The 15,511-nt window shown below is 68.5% G+C and carries 17 protein-coding genes and 1 tRNA gene; 6 read left to right on the forward strand and 12 right to left on the reverse strand.

The window, feature by feature from the left end; translation table 11 throughout:
* Window positions 1-230: 230 nt before the first annotated feature.
* Window positions 231-806 carry a hypothetical protein gene (locus QNJ30_18215; GenBank protein ID MDJ0945408.1) on the reverse strand — a complete coding sequence of 192 codons (576 nt, stop codon included), beginning with the start codon at window positions 804-806 and terminating at the stop codon, window positions 231-233.
* Between the two features lie 249 nt (window positions 807-1,055).
* Between QNJ30_18215 and QNJ30_18220 the strand changes: the two genes are divergently transcribed.
* Window positions 1,056-1,490, forward strand: coding sequence for a CBS domain-containing protein (locus QNJ30_18220; GenBank protein ID MDJ0945409.1), 435 nt, complete (start codon window positions 1,056-1,058; stop codon window positions 1,488-1,490).
* Between the two features lie 523 nt (window positions 1,491-2,013).
* Here QNJ30_18220 and QNJ30_18225 read toward each other — a convergent pair.
* Window positions 2,014-2,955, reverse strand: a complete 942-nt coding sequence (locus QNJ30_18225; GenBank protein MDJ0945410.1) for a HEAT repeat domain-containing protein — start codon at window positions 2,953-2,955, stop codon at window positions 2,014-2,016.
* A 233-nt stretch (window positions 2,956-3,188) separates the two neighbouring features.
* Here QNJ30_18225 and QNJ30_18230 point away from each other — a divergent pair, with 233 nt between their 5' ends.
* On the forward strand, window positions 3,189-4,394 hold the full coding sequence (locus tag QNJ30_18230; protein ID MDJ0945411.1) for an integrase arm-type DNA-binding domain-containing protein: 1,206 nt from the start codon (window positions 3,189-3,191) through the stop codon (window positions 4,392-4,394).
* 336 nt (window positions 4,395-4,730) lie between these two features.
* Here the strand turns inward: QNJ30_18230 and QNJ30_18235 are convergent.
* The 8 genes from QNJ30_18235 to infA form a co-directional block, all read right to left on the reverse strand.
* Window positions 4,731-4,806: transfer RNA gene (locus QNJ30_18235), tRNA-Phe, on the reverse strand.
* Window positions 4,807-4,833: 27 nt separating this feature from the next.
* On the reverse strand, window positions 4,834-5,205 hold the full coding sequence (locus tag QNJ30_18240; protein MDJ0945412.1) for a hypothetical protein: 372 nt from the start codon (window positions 5,203-5,205) through the stop codon (window positions 4,834-4,836).
* Between the two features lie 147 nt (window positions 5,206-5,352).
* On the reverse strand, window positions 5,353-6,480 hold the full coding sequence (locus QNJ30_18245; protein MDJ0945413.1) for a trypsin-like peptidase domain-containing protein: 1,128 nt from the start codon (window positions 6,478-6,480) through the stop codon (window positions 5,353-5,355).
* A 7-nt stretch (window positions 6,481-6,487) separates the two neighbouring features.
* On the reverse strand, window positions 6,488-7,420 hold the full coding sequence (locus QNJ30_18250) for a trypsin-like peptidase domain-containing protein (GenBank protein ID MDJ0945414.1): 933 nt from the start codon (window positions 7,418-7,420) through the stop codon (window positions 6,488-6,490).
* Window positions 7,420-7,638 (reverse strand): DNA gyrase inhibitor YacG, encoded by a 219-nt coding sequence (gene yacG / locus QNJ30_18255; protein MDJ0945415.1) that lies wholly within the window; start codon window positions 7,636-7,638, stop codon window positions 7,420-7,422. Before yacG ends, QNJ30_18250 begins: the two co-directional genes overlap by 1 nt.
* A 6-nt stretch (window positions 7,639-7,644) precedes the next feature.
* Window positions 7,645-8,850, reverse strand: a complete 1,206-nt coding sequence (locus QNJ30_18260; protein ID MDJ0945416.1) for a ribonuclease E/G — start codon at window positions 8,848-8,850, stop codon at window positions 7,645-7,647.
* Window positions 8,838-9,443, reverse strand: a complete 606-nt coding sequence (locus QNJ30_18265; GenBank protein ID MDJ0945417.1) for a nucleoside triphosphate pyrophosphatase — start codon at window positions 9,441-9,443, stop codon at window positions 8,838-8,840. Before QNJ30_18265 ends, QNJ30_18260 begins: the two co-directional genes overlap by 13 nt.
* Window positions 9,444-9,457: 14 nt before the next feature.
* Complete coding sequence (infA, locus tag QNJ30_18270; GenBank protein ID MDJ0945418.1) at window positions 9,458-9,676, reverse strand: translation initiation factor IF-1; 219 nt, start codon at window positions 9,674-9,676, stop codon at window positions 9,458-9,460.
* 353 nt (window positions 9,677-10,029) lie between these two features.
* Between infA and QNJ30_18275 the strand changes: the two genes are divergently transcribed.
* From QNJ30_18275 to QNJ30_18285, 3 genes are all read left to right on the forward strand, one after another.
* On the forward strand, window positions 10,030-10,347 hold the full coding sequence (locus QNJ30_18275) for a hypothetical protein (GenBank protein ID MDJ0945419.1): 318 nt from the start codon (window positions 10,030-10,032) through the stop codon (window positions 10,345-10,347).
* A gap of 62 nt (window positions 10,348-10,409) precedes the next feature.
* Window positions 10,410-11,114 (forward strand): hypothetical protein, encoded by a 705-nt coding sequence (locus tag QNJ30_18280; protein MDJ0945420.1) that lies wholly within the window; start codon window positions 10,410-10,412, stop codon window positions 11,112-11,114.
* A gap of 62 nt (window positions 11,115-11,176) precedes the next feature.
* On the forward strand, window positions 11,177-11,563 hold the full coding sequence (locus QNJ30_18285) for a VOC family protein (GenBank protein MDJ0945421.1): 387 nt from the start codon (window positions 11,177-11,179) through the stop codon (window positions 11,561-11,563).
* Between the two features lie 255 nt (window positions 11,564-11,818).
* Here the strand turns inward: QNJ30_18285 and QNJ30_18290 are convergent, their stop codons facing one another.
* Both QNJ30_18290 and QNJ30_18295 read right to left on the reverse strand, forming a co-directional pair.
* A complete protein-coding gene (locus tag QNJ30_18290) occupies window positions 11,819-12,109 on the reverse strand; it encodes a hypothetical protein (protein ID MDJ0945422.1) in 291 nt (96 codons plus the stop codon).
* A gap of 89 nt (window positions 12,110-12,198) precedes the next feature.
* A complete protein-coding gene (locus QNJ30_18295; protein ID MDJ0945423.1) occupies window positions 12,199-14,088 on the reverse strand; it encodes a sialidase family protein in 1,890 nt (629 codons plus the stop codon).
* 779 nt (window positions 14,089-14,867) lie between these two features.
* Between QNJ30_18295 and QNJ30_18300 the strand changes: the two genes are divergently transcribed.
* Entirely contained in the window at window positions 14,868-15,461 is a 594-nt protein-coding gene (locus QNJ30_18300) for a GNAT family N-acetyltransferase (GenBank protein ID MDJ0945424.1), read from the forward strand.
* Window positions 15,462-15,511 lie beyond the last annotated feature (50 nt).

Raw genomic sequence — 15,511 nt, forward strand, 5'->3', positions numbered from 1 at the left:
GCTCGGTGAAGCGGGGCATCCTGGAGTGGATCGCCCAGGCAAAGCGACCGGAGACGCGGGCCAGACGCGTCGAAGAGACTGCGCGCCGAGCCGCGCGGAACGAGCGGGCCAATCAGTGGAAGCCCCGGCGATGAGGGGCGCCGCCGCCTTCGGCGGCCGATCGTGCGCTGAGCTGTTCCTGTGGGTCGGGTTTCACGGCGCGGATTGCCGCGGGCCGCGCCGATACCGATCTAGGCACCGCCGCCGGTCGACTCGGCCGTGCCGTCAGGCTCCACACCGTAGAGCCGGGCCATCAGCCGGTCCGCCCCCGCCAGGCGACGCTCGAGGCGGGCGCGGGTCCGCTCCTGGTCCGGGCTCTCGTCGCGGACCCAGTCCCGGAGAGTCGCCAGGAAGAGGGCGGTGAGGCCGACCTCCTCGAGCTGGCGGCGTCGGCCGCCGGCGTCCAGGCCGGCCGAGTCCCGAAGCCAGTGGATGGTCCGAGACAGGTTGAAGATCATCGGCACCCAGTGGTGCGGATGCGAGGGATAGAGCTTGCCGGAGAGCATCTCGCCGGTGACCCGGCGGTGCGGCTCCAGGGCGTCGAACCAGCGCAGCATCATGAGGCGCAGCCGCTCGCGGGCCGGCAACTCGAAAAAGCCCTCCGGCGGCGGCGCCAGCATCGCGGCCAAGGCCTGGCGGAACCAGGCATCGGCGATGGCGTCGGCGTCCCGGTAGTGGACCAGGACCTCCGACAAGGGCACGCCGAGGTCGGCCGCAAGATCGCGCAACCTCAAGTTGTCCCAACCCTGGTCCTCTGCACGATTCAACGCGGCCTCCAGCATCCGGGACGCGGAGGGCGATTCGGCCTTCGATTTTCGTCGAGACGAGCCCGTAGTCATCTTCAGCCTCCGATTCGACCGGCGACCAGCCTAGCACAGCGCCGGGCCCGCCGACGGCACCGGAACACCGGTACCGTAGCGCCGTTTTGAAAATTCGCTCAAAGAGTGCAATAATCGTTGAAAAACGGGCGCCGGGCGAAGTGCCCGAGATCGGGCGAAGGAAAGTGAGGCAAAGCCATGCTAGTCCGACACATCGTCTCCGTAAGTGGGGCGGGCGTCGCCACCGCACGTCCCGACGCCACCATCGCCGACGCGGCGAAGCTCCTAAAGGAGCGCAATATCGGCGCCCTCGTCGTCACCACCGAAGACGGCCGGCTGGCCGGGATCCTGTCCGAACGGGATCTGGTGCGCGGCCTGCCGGACCACGGCGCCGACCTGCTGGCCTTGAAGGTCAAGGACCGGATGACCGCCGAGGTCACGACCTGCAGCCCGGACGATCGAGTCGACGGCATCATGAAGCTAATGACCGACGGCCGCTTCCGCCACCTGCCGGTGGTGGAGGACGGCAAGCTGGTCGGGATCGTCAGCATCGGCGACGTGGTCAAGAGCCGCCTCGAAGAGCTCGAGTCCGAGACCACGACGCTGCGCCAGTACATCGCGGGCAGCGCCTGAAGGGACCCGGGCCAGGAAGCCCTGCCCGAGCCCGTCGCCCATCGCGGGGCCGGGCTCGTCCCGAATGACCGCATCCGCCCCGGGGCGGTGGAGAAGTCTGTGGACCAAGCCCCGGACTTGCCGGCTAAAGACTTGAAATCACGACTTTGTGTAGATGTTAATAGATTTGGCTTGTCATTTTACAAGCTTTACGACAGGGTATCGGCAACGGGTTGTCGATCGGGGGGATAAAGGGACGCCCTATGATCGATACATTTTTAAATTCCACCATCGTGCTTCTGATGGTCTTCCTCGTGGCCTATCCGTCCGGCATGGCGATTCGCCAGCGCCTCCAGGAAAGGGCCCGGCGTCGGCGCTGAGAGGACGCAGCAGCGCCGCGCCTTGCGGGAGCAGGGAGCCATAGGTCGGATCTCCGAGCGGCGTGGCCTGAGGCCACGCTTCGGGGATGGACTGGGAGTATCGAGCCACTGCCGCCACCGTTGAGTTCGGCCGGCGGGTTTCAGGCAGGTATTGGCGGTCCGGCCTAGCGGTTCGGCGCGATCTGGTCCAGGGCCTTGCCCGCGACCCTTGCGACCTGGGTGCGCTCGTCCTTCTCCAGACGCATGAGCTTGGGAATCGCGGCCTCGGCCGCCGGACCGATCTCGCCCAGGGCGAGCACCGTGGCGACGCCGATCTTCTGATCGTCCTCCTCCAGCAAGCCAAGGAGCGTCGGCACCGCCGACTTGGCGGCACCGCCGAGCTGCCCGATCGCCGTGATGACCTCGGCGCGCCGCGGGCCCATCTTCGGATCGTCGAGAAGCTCCAGAAGGCCGGGAACGGCGGCCGCACCCATCTTGCCGAGTGCGACCACGGCCTGGCCGGAGGCGGAGCCGTGGCGACCGCGAGCGACCTCCATCAGCGCCGGGACGGACTCCGCGGCCCCCTCGCCGATACCGGCGAGCGAGGTGGCCGCCAGGTCGCGGACCTGATCGTTCTGCCCGCCCAGGGCGTCGATCAGTGGCTGCACGGCAGGCTTGCCAATCCAGCTGAGCGCGGTCATGGCCGCCCAGGCGGAGCGCTGCCCCGGCCGCTCCAAGCCCTTGATCAACCCGGGGACCCCGGCCCCGCCGGTCCGCGAGAGCGCCTTGACGATCGAGTCGTAAAGCTCGGCGTCGTTGACGACTTTCGGCGCCTCGGCCTGATCCTGCCCCTTCGCCTTCTTCGCTGGCTTGGCCTGCTGCTCGCTCGGCTTGACCGTCCGGTCGGCGGCATCCAGCAAGGCGCCGACCGCGCTGGCGGCGCGCGGCCCGTGCCGGCCCAGGAGGACCGCAGCTTGTTTCCTGGCCGCCGGGTTGTCGCTCTGCAGCTGCGCGATCAGCTGGCCGACCTCTGGCAGCTTCTCACCCTCGCCACAGCCGCTGAGGCCCAGACCGGCGAGGCAAAGGCAAAGCAGGATCGGCTTCAAGGTAAGCCTGGCAGCACGCATCACACACCCCTTAAGTCTCTGTTCTCCATCCCTCTTGGCCCGGATAGAACTAGCCAATCCTGGTTGCTGAACCGTAAAGACGGAGGGCCTGGCCGAGGCTCCGCCGCCGGCTCCGAGCTTGGCGGGACGGCTGGACAGCCCTTCCCGGCCGGCCCTAGAGTCCTCCCCGACATGCCGATTCGGCCAGCGGGCCGACCTCGGCCATCCAAGGGAAGCGAGGCGCAGCGGCCGTCATGGCGGTCACCCGACTGAGCGAACGCATCGTCGCCGGCCTGACGCCGCCCGAGGCCGGCCGGGCCGACTACTGGGACGACGAGATGCCCGGCTTCGGCCTGCGGGTCTCCGAGAACGGCCGCAAGACCTGGCAGGTCATGTACCGGATCGCTGGCCGCAAGCGCCGGCTGTCCTTGGGCACCTATCCGACGCTCTCCCTGGAACTGGCCCGCGATGCCGCCTTCGACGCCCTGCAGGAGGTCGCCCGCGGCCGGGACCCCTCGCGCAACCGGGCCGCCGTCACCGGCAGCGGCTTCAGCTTCGAGGCCCTGGCCCAGGCCTACCTGGAGCGCTACGCCAAGCGCAGCAAGAAGTCGTGGAAGCTCGACCGGCAGATGATCGAGGCCGACCTGATCCCGGCCTGGGGCCGGCGTACGGCCGAGTCGGTCACCCGCGCCGACATCATTGCCCTCATCGAGGACGTACAGCAGCGCGGGCACCCCTACGCCGCCAACCGGCGCCTCGCCCTGATCCGCAAGATCTACCTCTGGGGCATCGAGGCGGGCCTGGTCGAGAGCTCGCCGGTGGTCAACATCCGGCCGCCTTCCAAGGAGGCGCCGCGCCAGCGCATCCTGACCGACAACGAGATCGCCGCCCTTTGGCAAGCCTGGGAACAGATGGGCTGGCCCTACGGCGCGCTCTTCAAGCTCACCCTTCTGACCGGGCAGCGACGCGGCGACGTCGCCGCCCTTCGGCTGATGGACATCGGTCTGGCCGATCAGGTCTGGTCGCTGCGCCGCGACGACGGCCAGCGCCACGAGCTGCCCCTGCCCGGTGCCGCCGTCGAGGTGCTGGCCTCGCTGCCCCGCCCCGACAGCCCCTATGCCTTCCCGGCCGGGCCGCGCGGCGACCGCCCGGTCAGCGGATTCTCCAACGCGGTGCGGCGCGCCACCGAACTCTCCGGAGTCCAGGGCTGGCGGATCGGCGACCTGCGCCGCACCACCGCCGCCGGCATGGCGCGCCTGGGCGCCTCGGCCGAGATCCTGAACCGGCTCCTGGAACGACGCAGCCAGGTGCCGGCCGGACTCGGCGAGATGGTCCGCACCGGAATCTCCAACGACGATCTGCGCCGGGCCCTCGACGCCTGGGCCGAGCACGTCCTGCGGCTGGCCGAGTCGAGCCGGACCCTCTGGCACGGCGGCGGGGCTCCCGCCGAGGGGCGCTGACGCGCTATTCCCACGACCGAAAAGGCAGGCCCCTGGGAAGCCCCAGGAGCGCCGAATCCGCCCCCGGACGGGGGTCGCTGCCCCCGAGCTTCACTGCGATCCGCACCGAGACCCTCGGTACCCACGCTGGTACCCGTGTCGAATCGATCCTTACAAAACTAGGCGAACACAATGGTTTTTATGGATAAACCCTTAAGCCATCCTTTTCTGCCTATGATTATTCGTCTTGCGCCACAAAATGCGCCACGCGCCTCCCCGCCCGCGGCGCAAGACGACACGACGGCCCCGGCCTGCGCCGGACGCGGTTTCAGACGATCAGGAAGCTGGAAAGGAGGATGGTGCCCAGGGGAGGAATCGAACCACCGACACCGTGATTTTCAGTCACGTGCTCTACCAACTGAGCTACCTGGGCAGGAGGCTCATCGATCGGGACGCAGGCTTATAGGAAATCTTGAACGCGCTGTCCAGCCGACAGGGCAAGCTTTTCGCCGCGCCAGCCTCCCCGTCTCGAGACCATCGTCTGCAGCGTCTTCTCGCTGACCAGACCGGTCCGCCGGATCAGGGGCACGACGATCAAATAGATGCTGGCCGCCCCCAGGATCGACATCCCGAGAACCACGCCGACGGCATGGGCCGGGTGCTCGAAGCGGTAGCCGTCCCAGCCCTCGATCAGGGCCGCGAAACGGTTGCTCCCGGAGACCGCGGTCTCGGCGAGGCCCAGGCCGAGGGCGCTACCGAGGCAGGTTGCCGCCAAGGTCAAAACCCCGCCCAGCAGTCCGGCAAGCCAACGTCGCCAAAGGGCGTCTTCCATCTTCCCTGCCCTTCCGATGCCACCTCGCGGAACGCTTCGGAGCGAGTCTTGCCGGGCAAACCTTGGGAAGCGGTTAAGGAGATGGCCCTAACCTCTTGAGAGAGATCAATCTAGGCTCGGGCCGACCCGACAGGCGGCGGCCTCGCGTTAGGGCGGCGGCGGGTTGCGCTCCAGGAAGCGCCGGGCGGCCGGCGCCAGGTTCGGATGGTGGGTCTCCGTCAGGGCCAGGGCCCTCTCAGCGAGCGCCCGATCGCCCCCCCAAGTGCCGGCCTGAACCGCGAGGCGCAGGATCTGCGGGTCCGCCGGGATCACCTCCAGCAGCCAGCGCAGGTGCGGCAGTTCCTCCTCGTAGCGCCGGGCCAGGTGCAGCGTGATCGCCACGCCGATCCGGGCGTTGGGCGCATGGGGATCCTGCTCGAGCGCCTGACGGTACATCTCCAGGGCCTCGTCGATCCGGCCCAGCGATCCGAAGAGCTTGCCCGCCAGGTCGAAGAACTGCCGGTTCTTGCTGGCGCCGCAGGCCTGGAGGATGACCGCCGCGGTGCCGTCGGCCATCCGCCGCTCGCGCCGCCTCACGGCGGTGATCCGCTCGTCGCAGAGCCGGTAGGCGCTGCCCAGGGCCCGGCTCGCTTCGCTGTGCTCTGGGCCGCTCAGGCGCTCCAACGTGGCGATCGCGCCCGCTGGCACCGCCTCGTTGCGGCCGCCGCCGCCGGAGGCGATGATCCCGACCAGCCGGCCCTCGGCGTCGACCAGGGCGCCGCCGCTGTTGGCGTGCTCCGCTTCGGCGTCGGTGTGCAGGCGGGCCAGGGGCTTGCCCGCCGCGATCGGGACCAGGGTGCGGCCGGGGGCATAGGTACGTATGCGCCGCGTACGCGGCGCTGCCCCGACGGCGAAGAGGCTTGCCTCGGCCGGGGGCGCCGCGGCCTCGGGTACGAGGCTCGGCCCTGGCGGCAGCCCCGCAACCCGCAGCAGCACGAGGTCCGCCTCGTAGCTGCTCGGAACCACCGCCGCGACCAGGCGCCGGCCGTCCGCAAGGTGGAGTCCGACCTCCTCCAGCTCGGCCACCAGGTGCCGGCTGGTGACCAGGCGCCCGGGGCCGATCCGCACCGCGCTGCCGTTGTCCGCGCCCTCGACGGCGAAGACGGCCTCCCGGACGGCGCAGACCGGCTCCGGCGCGGGACAGGGCTCCGCCGCCGCCAGCTCGGCGCCGCGTCCCGCCAGCAGTCCCAGAAGCAGGAGACCGGAGACCGACAGGCTGGCGGTCGGGCGGGTCACGCCGGACCTATTCCGGCAGCGTGAGGGTGGCCTGGCGGGCTTCGCCGGCGCGCAGGAAGTCGATGACGACCGCGTCGCCCGGCCGATGAAGCTGGATCGCGGTCGCCACGTCGCTGGGCTTGGCGACGGCGCGTTCGCCGATGGCGGTGACCACGTCGCCGGGCGCGAGGCCGGCGGCGGCCGCCGCGCCCTCTGCGCCGACCGCGACGATCCGGACCCCGCGCCAGCGGAGCTGGTCCGCGCGGCTCAGGCCGGCGACCCGGAAGCCCGGCGCGCTGCGCCGGACCGTCGGGCCGGCCATGAGGTCTTCTACGACCCGTTCGACCAGCTGCCGGGAGGCGGCGAAGTTCAGACCGATGTCGCCGTCCGCCTCGCGGGTGAAGATCGCCAGCAGCACGCCGAGCAGCCGGCCCTGGCCATCGACCAGCGCCCCGCCCGACATGCCTGGGTTGACCGCGGCATCGGTCTGGATGAAGTCCTCGATCGGATTGAAGCCCATCCCGGTGCGGTCGCGGGCGGAGACCACGCCGCAGCTGACTGACAGGCCGCTGCCGAAGGGGTTGCCCAGTGCGCAGACCGGCGCGCCCAGCGCCGGCGGCGGTGCCGGCTCGAGCACCGGCAGCTCCGCCTCGACCTTGAGCAGCGCCAGGTCGGTCGCCGGATCGCTGCCGAGCAGGCGGGCCTCCAGCTGCGGGCCGCTGCGGGGCACGACCCGGATCTCCTCCGCGCCGCGAACGACGTGCAGGGCCGTAACCAGGAAGCCGCCGGGCGCGATCGCAACGGCCGATCCCTGGGGCTCCTTCCGGGCGGCGGCAGCCCCGGGATCGGGCCAGACCGGCCAGAGCGTGACCACGGACTCCAGGGCGCGTTCCTCGAAGGCCCCGAGCGCCGCCGCGGGAGCCAAGGCGGCCAGGAGGACGAGGGCGAAGACCCGGCGCATCAAAGACCGTCGTCCCCGCCGCTGGCGCCGCCCTCCGGCGCGTCGTCGGTCGGGATCCTATAAACCCCGTGGAGCCAGCGGCTCAGGTCGAGGTCGGCGCAGCGCTTCGAACAGAAGGGCCGGTAGCGCGTATCGCTCGGCTTTTCGCAGAGCGGGCAGCGGCCGTTCTCCTTCTGCAGCTTGTTGATCGGCACGACGCGGTCGTTCGGCTTGGTCATGGCCCCCTATAGCACAATCCGGATCTCGTCGTCCGCCAGTGTCGGGTCCCGATGAATCTCGATCTCGCGCCCCAGGGCGGCGGCGACTGCGTGCCGCGCCGCTGCGGCCGGGCCCTCCAGAGCCGCGGCAACCCCCGGCCCGCAGGTCAGCCGCGGCGTGCCCCCGGGCCGGCCCAGCGCCTGGTGGCGCAGGCGCCACAGGGCCTGCCAGGCCAGGATCGCCGGGTCCCAGGCACGGCCCGAGCCGTGCAGGCCACAGGGCCGGGTCATGAGTTCGTAGAGTGGCGGGCCGGCGCGGCGCCGGGTCACCTCGACCAGGCCCGAGACCGACATCGGCAGCACCCGCCCGGCCTCGGGATCGCGCTTCATCGCCTGGCGCAGGCGGCGCACCACCTCCTGCCGTTGCGCGCGCTGGGAGAGCTCGAGGAAGTCGATCACGACCAGGCCCGAGAGCCGGCGCAGCCGCAGCTCCCGCGCGGCGGCGGCGGCCGCCTCCAGGTTCACCTCCAGGGCCAGGCGCTGGGGATCGCCGGCTCGGGCGCCGCCGCTGTCGACGTCGACCGCGGTCAGGGTCCGGGTCGGCTCGATCAGCAGCGCGCCCCCGCCCGGCAGGGCGACCCGAGGGGCGAGCAGGGACTCGATCCGCTCGGCCAGGCCCGCCGCCTCGAGGAGCGGCAGGCCACCCTGGTGCAGCTCCAGACCTTCGGTCGGATGGCCGGCAGCCTCCAGGCGCCGGCGCAGCTCGGCCAGGAGGCCGGCGTCGTCGGCCACGACGCGGGCCGGCGGCGCGGCGGCGCTCAGCCAGAGGTCGAGCGGGTCGTCCGCCCGATGGAGCAGGGCCGGCGCCCTGGCCGCCCTGGCCGCGGACTCGAGGCGCCGGCGCAGCTCCGCCGGAACCTTGGCGCTCAGCTTGGCGCCCTTGCCCGGGGCGGGCGGGCGCTGCACCCGGACGATCAGGGCTTCGCCCTCCGCCGGCCGGGCCTCCACCCGGTCGAGGGGCAGCAGGCCGGGCTCGGCCAGGCCGATGTCGACGAAGGCCGCGCCCAGTCCGCGGTCGAGCCGGGCCACCCGGCCCAGGTAGAGGTTGCCCCGAACCTCGGGCCGGTCGTCGCGGCGCAGCCTGAGGTCGACCAGAGCGCCGCCCTCGACCCGCGCGGCCCAGAGGATGCCCGGCAGGGCGGAGATCAGCAGGGCGTCGTCTAGCGACGCCATCCCAGGCCCCGCAGGAGCGCGAGGGTCTCGACGAGGGGCAGACCGACGACGTTGGGATAGGAGCCCTGGACCTCCGGCACGAAGGCCGCGGCCAGGCCCTGGATCGCATAACCGCCGGCCTTGCCCTGCCACTCGCCGCTCTCCAGGTAGGCGGCCAGCTCCTCGGGGTGCAGGCGCCGGAAGCGGACCCGGGTCGCCACCAGGCGCCGGGCCCTCCGCCCGTCGGGCGCCTGCACCGCCACTGCGCCCAGCACCCTGTGGCTGCGACCGGAGAGACGTTCCAGACAGGCCCGGGCCTCGGCGGCGTCGGCCGGCTTGGGCAGGATGCGGCGGCCGACCGCGACCACGGTGTCGGCGGCGAGCACGAAGGCGCCGGCGTGCCGCGCGGCGACCGCGTCCAGCTTCTCCAAGGCAATGCGCCGGGCGTAGGCAGCGGGCAGCTCGCCGCGCCGCGGCGTCTCGTCGATCTCCGCGGCGTCGACCGCCGCCGGCTCGACCCCGACCTGGCGCAGTAACTCGCGGCGGCGCGGCGAGGCCGAGCCCAGCACCAAAGGCGGCAGCTTGGTCTGCGGGCTGGCGCTTCCTTTGGGCATGAAAGCCGGAGGGTCTACTTGAAGCGGAAGGTGATGCGGCCCTTGGTGAGATCGTAAGGCGTCATTTCGACGGTCACGCGGTCACCCGCAAGGACGCGGATGCGATGCTTGCGCATCTTTCCGGCCGTGACGGCCAGGATTTCGTGGTCGTTCTCCAGCCGCACCCGAAACATCGCGTTGGGCAGCAGTTCGATCACCGTGCCCTGGAACTCCAGAAGGTCCTCTTTCGCCATGTTCCCATCTTCGGACGATGAGAGCCAAGCCGGCCCGAAGCGGCGGGATGATAACGGAATTCGCTTTGCAGGACAAACCTCCTCGGCGACCCCGGCCGTCGCGGCGCCGATCGCCGGCGGACCTGCCCCTCGCCGATTTCACTGCCCTGTCCGCGGGTTGCAACTTCAGTGACACAAAGCCCTGTCATCTTAAGGCGCGTTGATATCCCCACGCTATCCCCACACTCCGGCCCCCGGCCCGCTCGACCAGGGGGCCATTTCTTTATCCGGACGGCGGTGGCGCGGCGCTGGCGCGAAGGCCCCGGAGATGTCAGCATCTCCCTCGTCAGGAGCCGCAGGAGGAAGGGGCCGGCATGACCCAGGCAAGCGACGAGATACTGCTGACCATCCATCTGAAACACCAGAAGGACAAGAACCTGGCGGAGATCAACGCCAAGCTGGACGCCGCCGGCTTCTGGCAACGCTTCCCGCCCGAGGGGACCGAGGTCGTTTCCTGGTACGTGATGATGGGCATTGGCCAGGTGGTGACCCTCAAGGTCCCGGCCGCGAAGCTGCGCGACGTCAACCTGGCCATCGAGCAGTGCGCTTGGGGCGCCTTCGACACCGAGTTCTACCCGACCTACGACTTCCGCCCGGTCTGGCAGAAGATCCGCCAGGAGAAGGCGGGATGACGGCGCCTTGCGGCGGAGCGATCGAGAGGTACCGCCCCGGCTTCGGAGGCTAAGCCGAAGCGATGAAGATCGTCTTCCGTTGCCTGCCCGAGCTCGAGGGGATCCTGCCGGCGCCGGTCCCGGCCAAGCGCGGCCTGCCCGACTGGCTGAAGCGCATGCCGATGCGCGCCCGGACCGAGGACTTCGACGCCGAGGTCAAGACGGTCAAGCAGTGCCCGCCCTTCGTCGACGCCATGGGCTTCGGCTTCCTCATGCCGCTGGCCTGCGACCTGCGTTTCGAGGACGGCGCCTTCGCCTGGGACTGGGAGGACCTGCCGGCCGGCTTGCCGGGCCACGCCCCGCGAGGGCCTCTGAGCTTTCACCTCAACGCCCAGGTCGTCGATTCGCCGCTCTACGAGCCGGACAGCCTGCTGATCAAGTTCATGAACTTCTGGACCATCGAGCTGGAGCCCGGCTACGCGCTGCTGGTCAGCCATCCGGTCAACCGGCCGGACCTGCCCTTCCGTTCGGTCACGGGTCTGGTCGATGCCGACCGCTACGTCGACAACTACGTGCACTTCCCGGCGGCCTGGACCGACCGCGGCTTTTCCGGTGTCCTGCCCAAGGGCACCCCGGTGGCGCAATGCGTCCCGGTGCCGCGCCAGGGTCTCGAGCTCGCCCTCGAAACCCTGGACGCCGCGGCCCAGGACCGCCTGGGCGAGACCCAGGACGAGCTCTTCCAGCCCGGCGGCAGCTACAGAGCGCGCTTCCGGCAGAAAAAGTTGTGATAGGATTGGCGGCAACAGGGCGCCGAAGCCCGGCCTCCCCCCACGACCCCAGGAGGTTCGCAATGGCGAAGCCAGCCGAGATTGCCGATGCCGTCGCGATCGTGCCGGTGCGAAACGTCTCCGCCACGGTCGCCTTCTATAAGGACTTCCTGGGCTTCGAGGCGCGCTTCATCGCAGCGGACGAGAGCTTCGCCACGGTGACCCGGGGCCAGGCGGCCCTGCATTTCCTGCGCAGCGACGACCCCCGGGCCCTGGCCGCAACGGCCAACAACATCTCGCTCCACGTCTGGGTGCACGGGCTCGACCAGCTCTACGAGGAACTGGCGCCGCAGCTCTCGGAGCTGCCGGACGGCCGCGTCCGCCCGCCCTTCGACCAGCCCTATGGCCTGCGCGAGTTCCACGTGAAGGACCCGGACGGCTGCCTGCTGATGTTTGCGGAGAGCGACTAGGCGGCCGCCTGAGGTCAAAGACGGCGTTCGTCGCGGCGATCCGTCTCGCCCGCGTCATCCGCCCCGGGCCGCAACTCGGCGCAGAGAGCGAAATACCTTGAGCGCACTGCCGCCGGAAAGGCTCCAGCGCGAGTGCCATCTTGATCTTGGCTCATCCGGGCTGCTGACGCTGCGCCCCGCCCGTCGAAGACGACGAACCGAGCGAGGCGCAGGTCAGCCTCCACATAGTGCCTCAGAGTTGGGTCACCAGCCGATCTATTGCTGCTGGCCCCCGTTGGGATCGGACGTCTCGGTCTCTTGCTGCTGCTCTTGCTGTTGCAGCTGGGACTTCTCCCTCATCTGGGCCTTCAGCTCCTCCACCTTCTCTTCGGTTTCCTGGAGCCGTGAGTTCGGGATCTGAGAGCCTTCCGGCACATCCCGGTCGTCTTCCGGCACGAATTTCAACGCCTGCTGAGCATGGGACGCGGGGACGACCGAGACCGCCGCGAAGACCAATGCCAAGACGGCAAGCGCAGCTGGAACGAAGCTACGGCGTTTCATCGACATCTTATTCCTCCCAGGTGTTTCCTGGCGCGATCGAGGGCCTGAGGGAAATCTAGGCCCTGTCACGCGCGGCTGAACTGATCTTCGTCACATCAATCGTCTTCGTCGTCGTCATCCCGGTCTGCGACCAGGCAGCCTTTCTTGAACCTGTCCTTGAGGAAGACCAGGCGCTCGAACTGCACTCTCGCCGGGATCTCGATTTCAGCGGCATCCAGCTGGGCCTTGTAGCGGCGCAGCGTGTGTCCAAAGTCGCAGACCGACGTGCCCGGGATGCGGGTGAAGACCATGTCCTGGCGGTTGTCTTCTTCGAAGCCCAAGACGTTGCCCGGCGGGTTGCTCCCGACGGGCAGGCCGTTGTTGTTGGTGCGGGTGAAGGCGCAGACGAAGTCGTTGTCGGTCGAGGTGCAATTGACGTAATCGCCTGGGAAGTAGCCCCTTGCGATCGGCGCCTGCCGTAGGTCGAAGGACTCCTGCGTGACGCGCTTCTCTTCGATGAAGTTGAGGTCCTCATCGTAGGTTTTGAAAAACCAGTCGTGGTCGAAGGGCCCCGCCTTGAACTTGCCGCCGCCCACGTCCGTGAAGCACTCCGGATTCTCTTCGTTGCTAATGTTGGCCGGATCCGGACAAGCTATGTCGTTGCGGTCATCAAAGAAAATCACGCCGACCTTTCCGTCGTCCGCGACATGGACCGCCGGCAGTTGCGCCAAACTCAAAGATCCGTCGGGTTTCAGGTCGCCGCCGCCAACCGTGATCGGATCGCTCCAGGTGTCCCCGCCGTCCTTGGACATCGACATGAAGACACCGAGGAAGGTAAAGCCGGGATCGACATTCTGCCAGGCCACGTACATGAAGCCGTTGGTCCGGTTGACGGCGATATCGGGGATGCTGCCCGCAGCGCGGGTTGTGTTCTGGATGGCCCCCAAGGACGCGACGGCAAGCTCGGCGTCAAACTGCACGAAGCCGCCGAGCGTGTTGGAGGGGATGATCTTTGCTTCCTGCTCCCAGGTATCCCCGTTGTCGAAGGAGCGGATGATGACGCGTTCCAGGAAGTCCGGTCCCGGTATGCTGAACCGCGCCTGCGACACGTTCACCAGGCGACCGTCGGGCAAGACGACGATCTGATGTCCGATGTTCTGGGCGCCGAAGATGGGTGTCACGTCGGGATCGATGCCGGCCTCTGCCAAGAGGGCCACATCGTCCCGAATCTTGTAGACGGCGCGCGCCTCTTCCCAGCTCTTCCCCGTGTCGTTCGAGCGGATGAAGAAGGTGTCGCTGTAGAAGAACTGAAGAGGAATGGCGCTGTCGTCGTCGGGCAGGACGTCCTTAAGCAGCTGCCAAGTCCCGTAGACGAAGCGTTTCTTGTAGGGATCTGCCGTCATGGTGTTCTTGTCGTTGAAGGGCGCGCCGGGCTCCTCTTCCGTGCGGTTGCTGACGACGATAGGCAGAGACCACGTCTTGCCGCCGTTGGTGGAGCGCAGCATGGAATAGGCACTCCGCAGCAGACTTCCATCCGGTGGCAGCCGGTCCGTCATCAGGCTCATCTGATGGAAGACCGCGCCCTTGCCGTTGTCGTCGTCATCATCGTCGTCGTCGTGCCAGCCGGCCTTCCCTGGGGTCACCGTCAGCCAAGGATCCGAGGCCCGATCGAAGGACTCCGGGCCCTCCTGTAGACCGCCGGAACAGCGGGTGATGGGCGTAAAGGCCAGATTCCACGTCTCTCCTCCATCATCGGAATAGAAGGTCGCCGTGCTCTGGGCCGATCCATTGCTCCAACGGTCCTGGTGGACGATGGCCGCCATCTCGTTCGGCCGGCCGAAGTCCACGTCCATATAGGGTTCCGTCTCGTTGTTGCGCCAAAGAGTTCCCGTCTGAGGGGACACGTTGCATTCGACGCCCGGTGGATAGGGGCTGAGACCGGATATCGGAACGATCTCGTCAGCGGAGACTGCGCTCTGTCCTATGCCGAGCGTGCCAAGAGCCATGACCGGAAGCAGAAGGCCTGTCAGAGGTGACCTGCCAAGCTTCTGCGTTCCCGTTATAAAACTACACATTTGTATGACCTCCCTCTCGTTGGCTCGACCGGATCGAGATCGGATCCGATCGGTGGCGGCGCCGTCATCGGTCAGTCAGCTGGCTCGCGGAAGTACCTCGCTGTCGCCGGTCCACTGACCGACAAGGCATTCGGGTGTCGCCGGGTCTTGCCGCTTCGTGGAAAGCGACCTTTCACGACTTCCGAATCACTTGCTTGAGAGCCGTTCATTCGTCTCCGGCTCCTCTTCCTTAACGTCATCGCGCAATGTGGCAATTGCCGGGAAAGCGCCGTGCAGCGGCCTCCGAACGCGGCGGCGCGGCGCCGCCCGGGGCAGAAGCCCAGTGCTGGGCACAGAGGACCCAGGTCCTTTGGATTGCTTGTGAGAACCGAGCCGATCGTCATCGCTGTCCCACGTCGTACAGCGGCGCCCATCGGGAGATGCGGCTCAAGACCGTGAGCTAAATGCCCATGAAGCCACGACTTCGTCCCTTCGGATCGTGACGCTGCGCATCCTGCGCAAGATCCAAGCGGCAGTCTTGACCGGAATTTCCCGAATGTCCCTTCCAATATACAAGGTAGCACGGTCGCGTTTTGAATGCGAGTCTCGGTTGCAGAAGAAGCTCAACCAGCAATAGTCTTCGGCCCTGCGGCCGTGCCCGCCGCGGCGGCCCTCGGCTTCCGCCCCTGCCAGCCGCCACCCGACTTGACCGCGAATGCTGAGGTCTCCGGATGAACCAAGCCCTGGACGTGCCCGCGGAACTCACGACCCCGCGTCTATTGCTGAGGATGCCCAGGCTCGAAGACGCGGGCGCGTTGTTTCGCGCCTACGCGAGCGACGAGCGGGTCACCCCCTTCATGACCTGGCGAAGGCATCGATCCGAAGCGGAGACACTTGCCTTCCTGCGGTCTTGTCTCGACGCCTGGTCGAGCGGGACCCGCCACAGCTATGTCATCGAGGTCGGGGATGGACTGTCGGGTCCGGTCGGGGTGATCGACCTTTGCAACCGCGGCCACAGGGTCGATTTCGGCTACGTCATCGCCCGCTCCGTCTGGGGCCGGGGCTACATGACCGAAGCCTTGTCCAAACTCCTCGACTGGTCGCTCGACCAGCCACAGGTCTGGCGGGCTTCGGCCTTCTGCGATGTCGACAACGGCGCCTCGGCCCGGGTGATGGAGAAAGCGGGCATGGTCTTCGAGGGCATCCTGCGTCGCTACAGCATCCATCCGAACCTTTCCGACGAGCCCCGCGACTGCCGATTGTTCGCGAAGGTGCGGTCGGTGTCCAAGACCGGCACCGGATCGGGGCCGCCGCCCCAAGAGTGAGGGCGCAAAGCCCGCTTGCTCGAATCGGACGAATGTCGTGAGCTTGAAAC

The organism is Kiloniellales bacterium, assembly GCA_030066685.1.
Classification (GTDB): domain Bacteria; phylum Pseudomonadota; class Alphaproteobacteria; order Kiloniellales; family JAKSBE01; genus JAKSBE01.

Excerpts from the sequence above, each read along its gene's own strand:
- QNJ30_18220 (MDJ0945409.1), top strand. The coding sequence starts at position 1,056 with ATGCTAGTCCGACACATCGTCTCCGTAAGTGGGGCGGGCGTCGCCACC.
- QNJ30_18225 (MDJ0945410.1), bottom strand. The coding sequence starts at position 2,955 with ATGCGTGCTGCCAGGCTTACCTTGAAGCCGATCCTGCTTTGCCTTTGC.
- QNJ30_18230 (MDJ0945411.1), top strand. The coding sequence starts at position 3,189 with ATGGCGGTCACCCGACTGAGCGAACGCATCGTCGCCGGCCTGACGCCG.
- QNJ30_18240 (MDJ0945412.1), bottom strand. The coding sequence starts at position 5,205 with ATGGAAGACGCCCTTTGGCGACGTTGGCTTGCCGGACTGCTGGGCGGG.
- QNJ30_18250 (MDJ0945414.1), bottom strand. The coding sequence starts at position 7,420 with ATGCGCCGGGTCTTCGCCCTCGTCCTCCTGGCCGCCTTGGCTCCCGCG.
- yacG (MDJ0945415.1), bottom strand. The coding sequence starts at position 7,638 with ATGACCAAGCCGAACGACCGCGTCGTGCCGATCAACAAGCTGCAGAAG.
- QNJ30_18260 (MDJ0945416.1), bottom strand. The coding sequence starts at position 8,850 with ATGGCGTCGCTAGACGACGCCCTGCTGATCTCCGCCCTGCCGGGCATC.
- QNJ30_18265 (MDJ0945417.1), bottom strand. The coding sequence starts at position 9,443 with ATGCCCAAAGGAAGCGCCAGCCCGCAGACCAAGCTGCCGCCTTTGGTG.
- infA (MDJ0945418.1), bottom strand. The coding sequence starts at position 9,676 with ATGGCGAAAGAGGACCTTCTGGAGTTCCAGGGCACGGTGATCGAACTG.
- QNJ30_18275 (MDJ0945419.1), top strand. The coding sequence starts at position 10,030 with ATGACCCAGGCAAGCGACGAGATACTGCTGACCATCCATCTGAAACAC.
- QNJ30_18280 (MDJ0945420.1), top strand. The coding sequence starts at position 10,410 with ATGAAGATCGTCTTCCGTTGCCTGCCCGAGCTCGAGGGGATCCTGCCG.
- QNJ30_18285 (MDJ0945421.1), top strand. The coding sequence starts at position 11,177 with ATGGCGAAGCCAGCCGAGATTGCCGATGCCGTCGCGATCGTGCCGGTG.
- QNJ30_18290 (MDJ0945422.1), bottom strand. The coding sequence starts at position 12,109 with ATGTCGATGAAACGCCGTAGCTTCGTTCCAGCTGCGCTTGCCGTCTTG.
- QNJ30_18295 (MDJ0945423.1), bottom strand. The coding sequence starts at position 14,088 with ATGGCTCTTGGCACGCTCGGCATAGGACAGAGCGCAGTCTCCGCTGAC.
- QNJ30_18300 (MDJ0945424.1), top strand. The coding sequence starts at position 14,868 with ATGAACCAAGCCCTGGACGTGCCCGCGGAACTCACGACCCCGCGTCTA.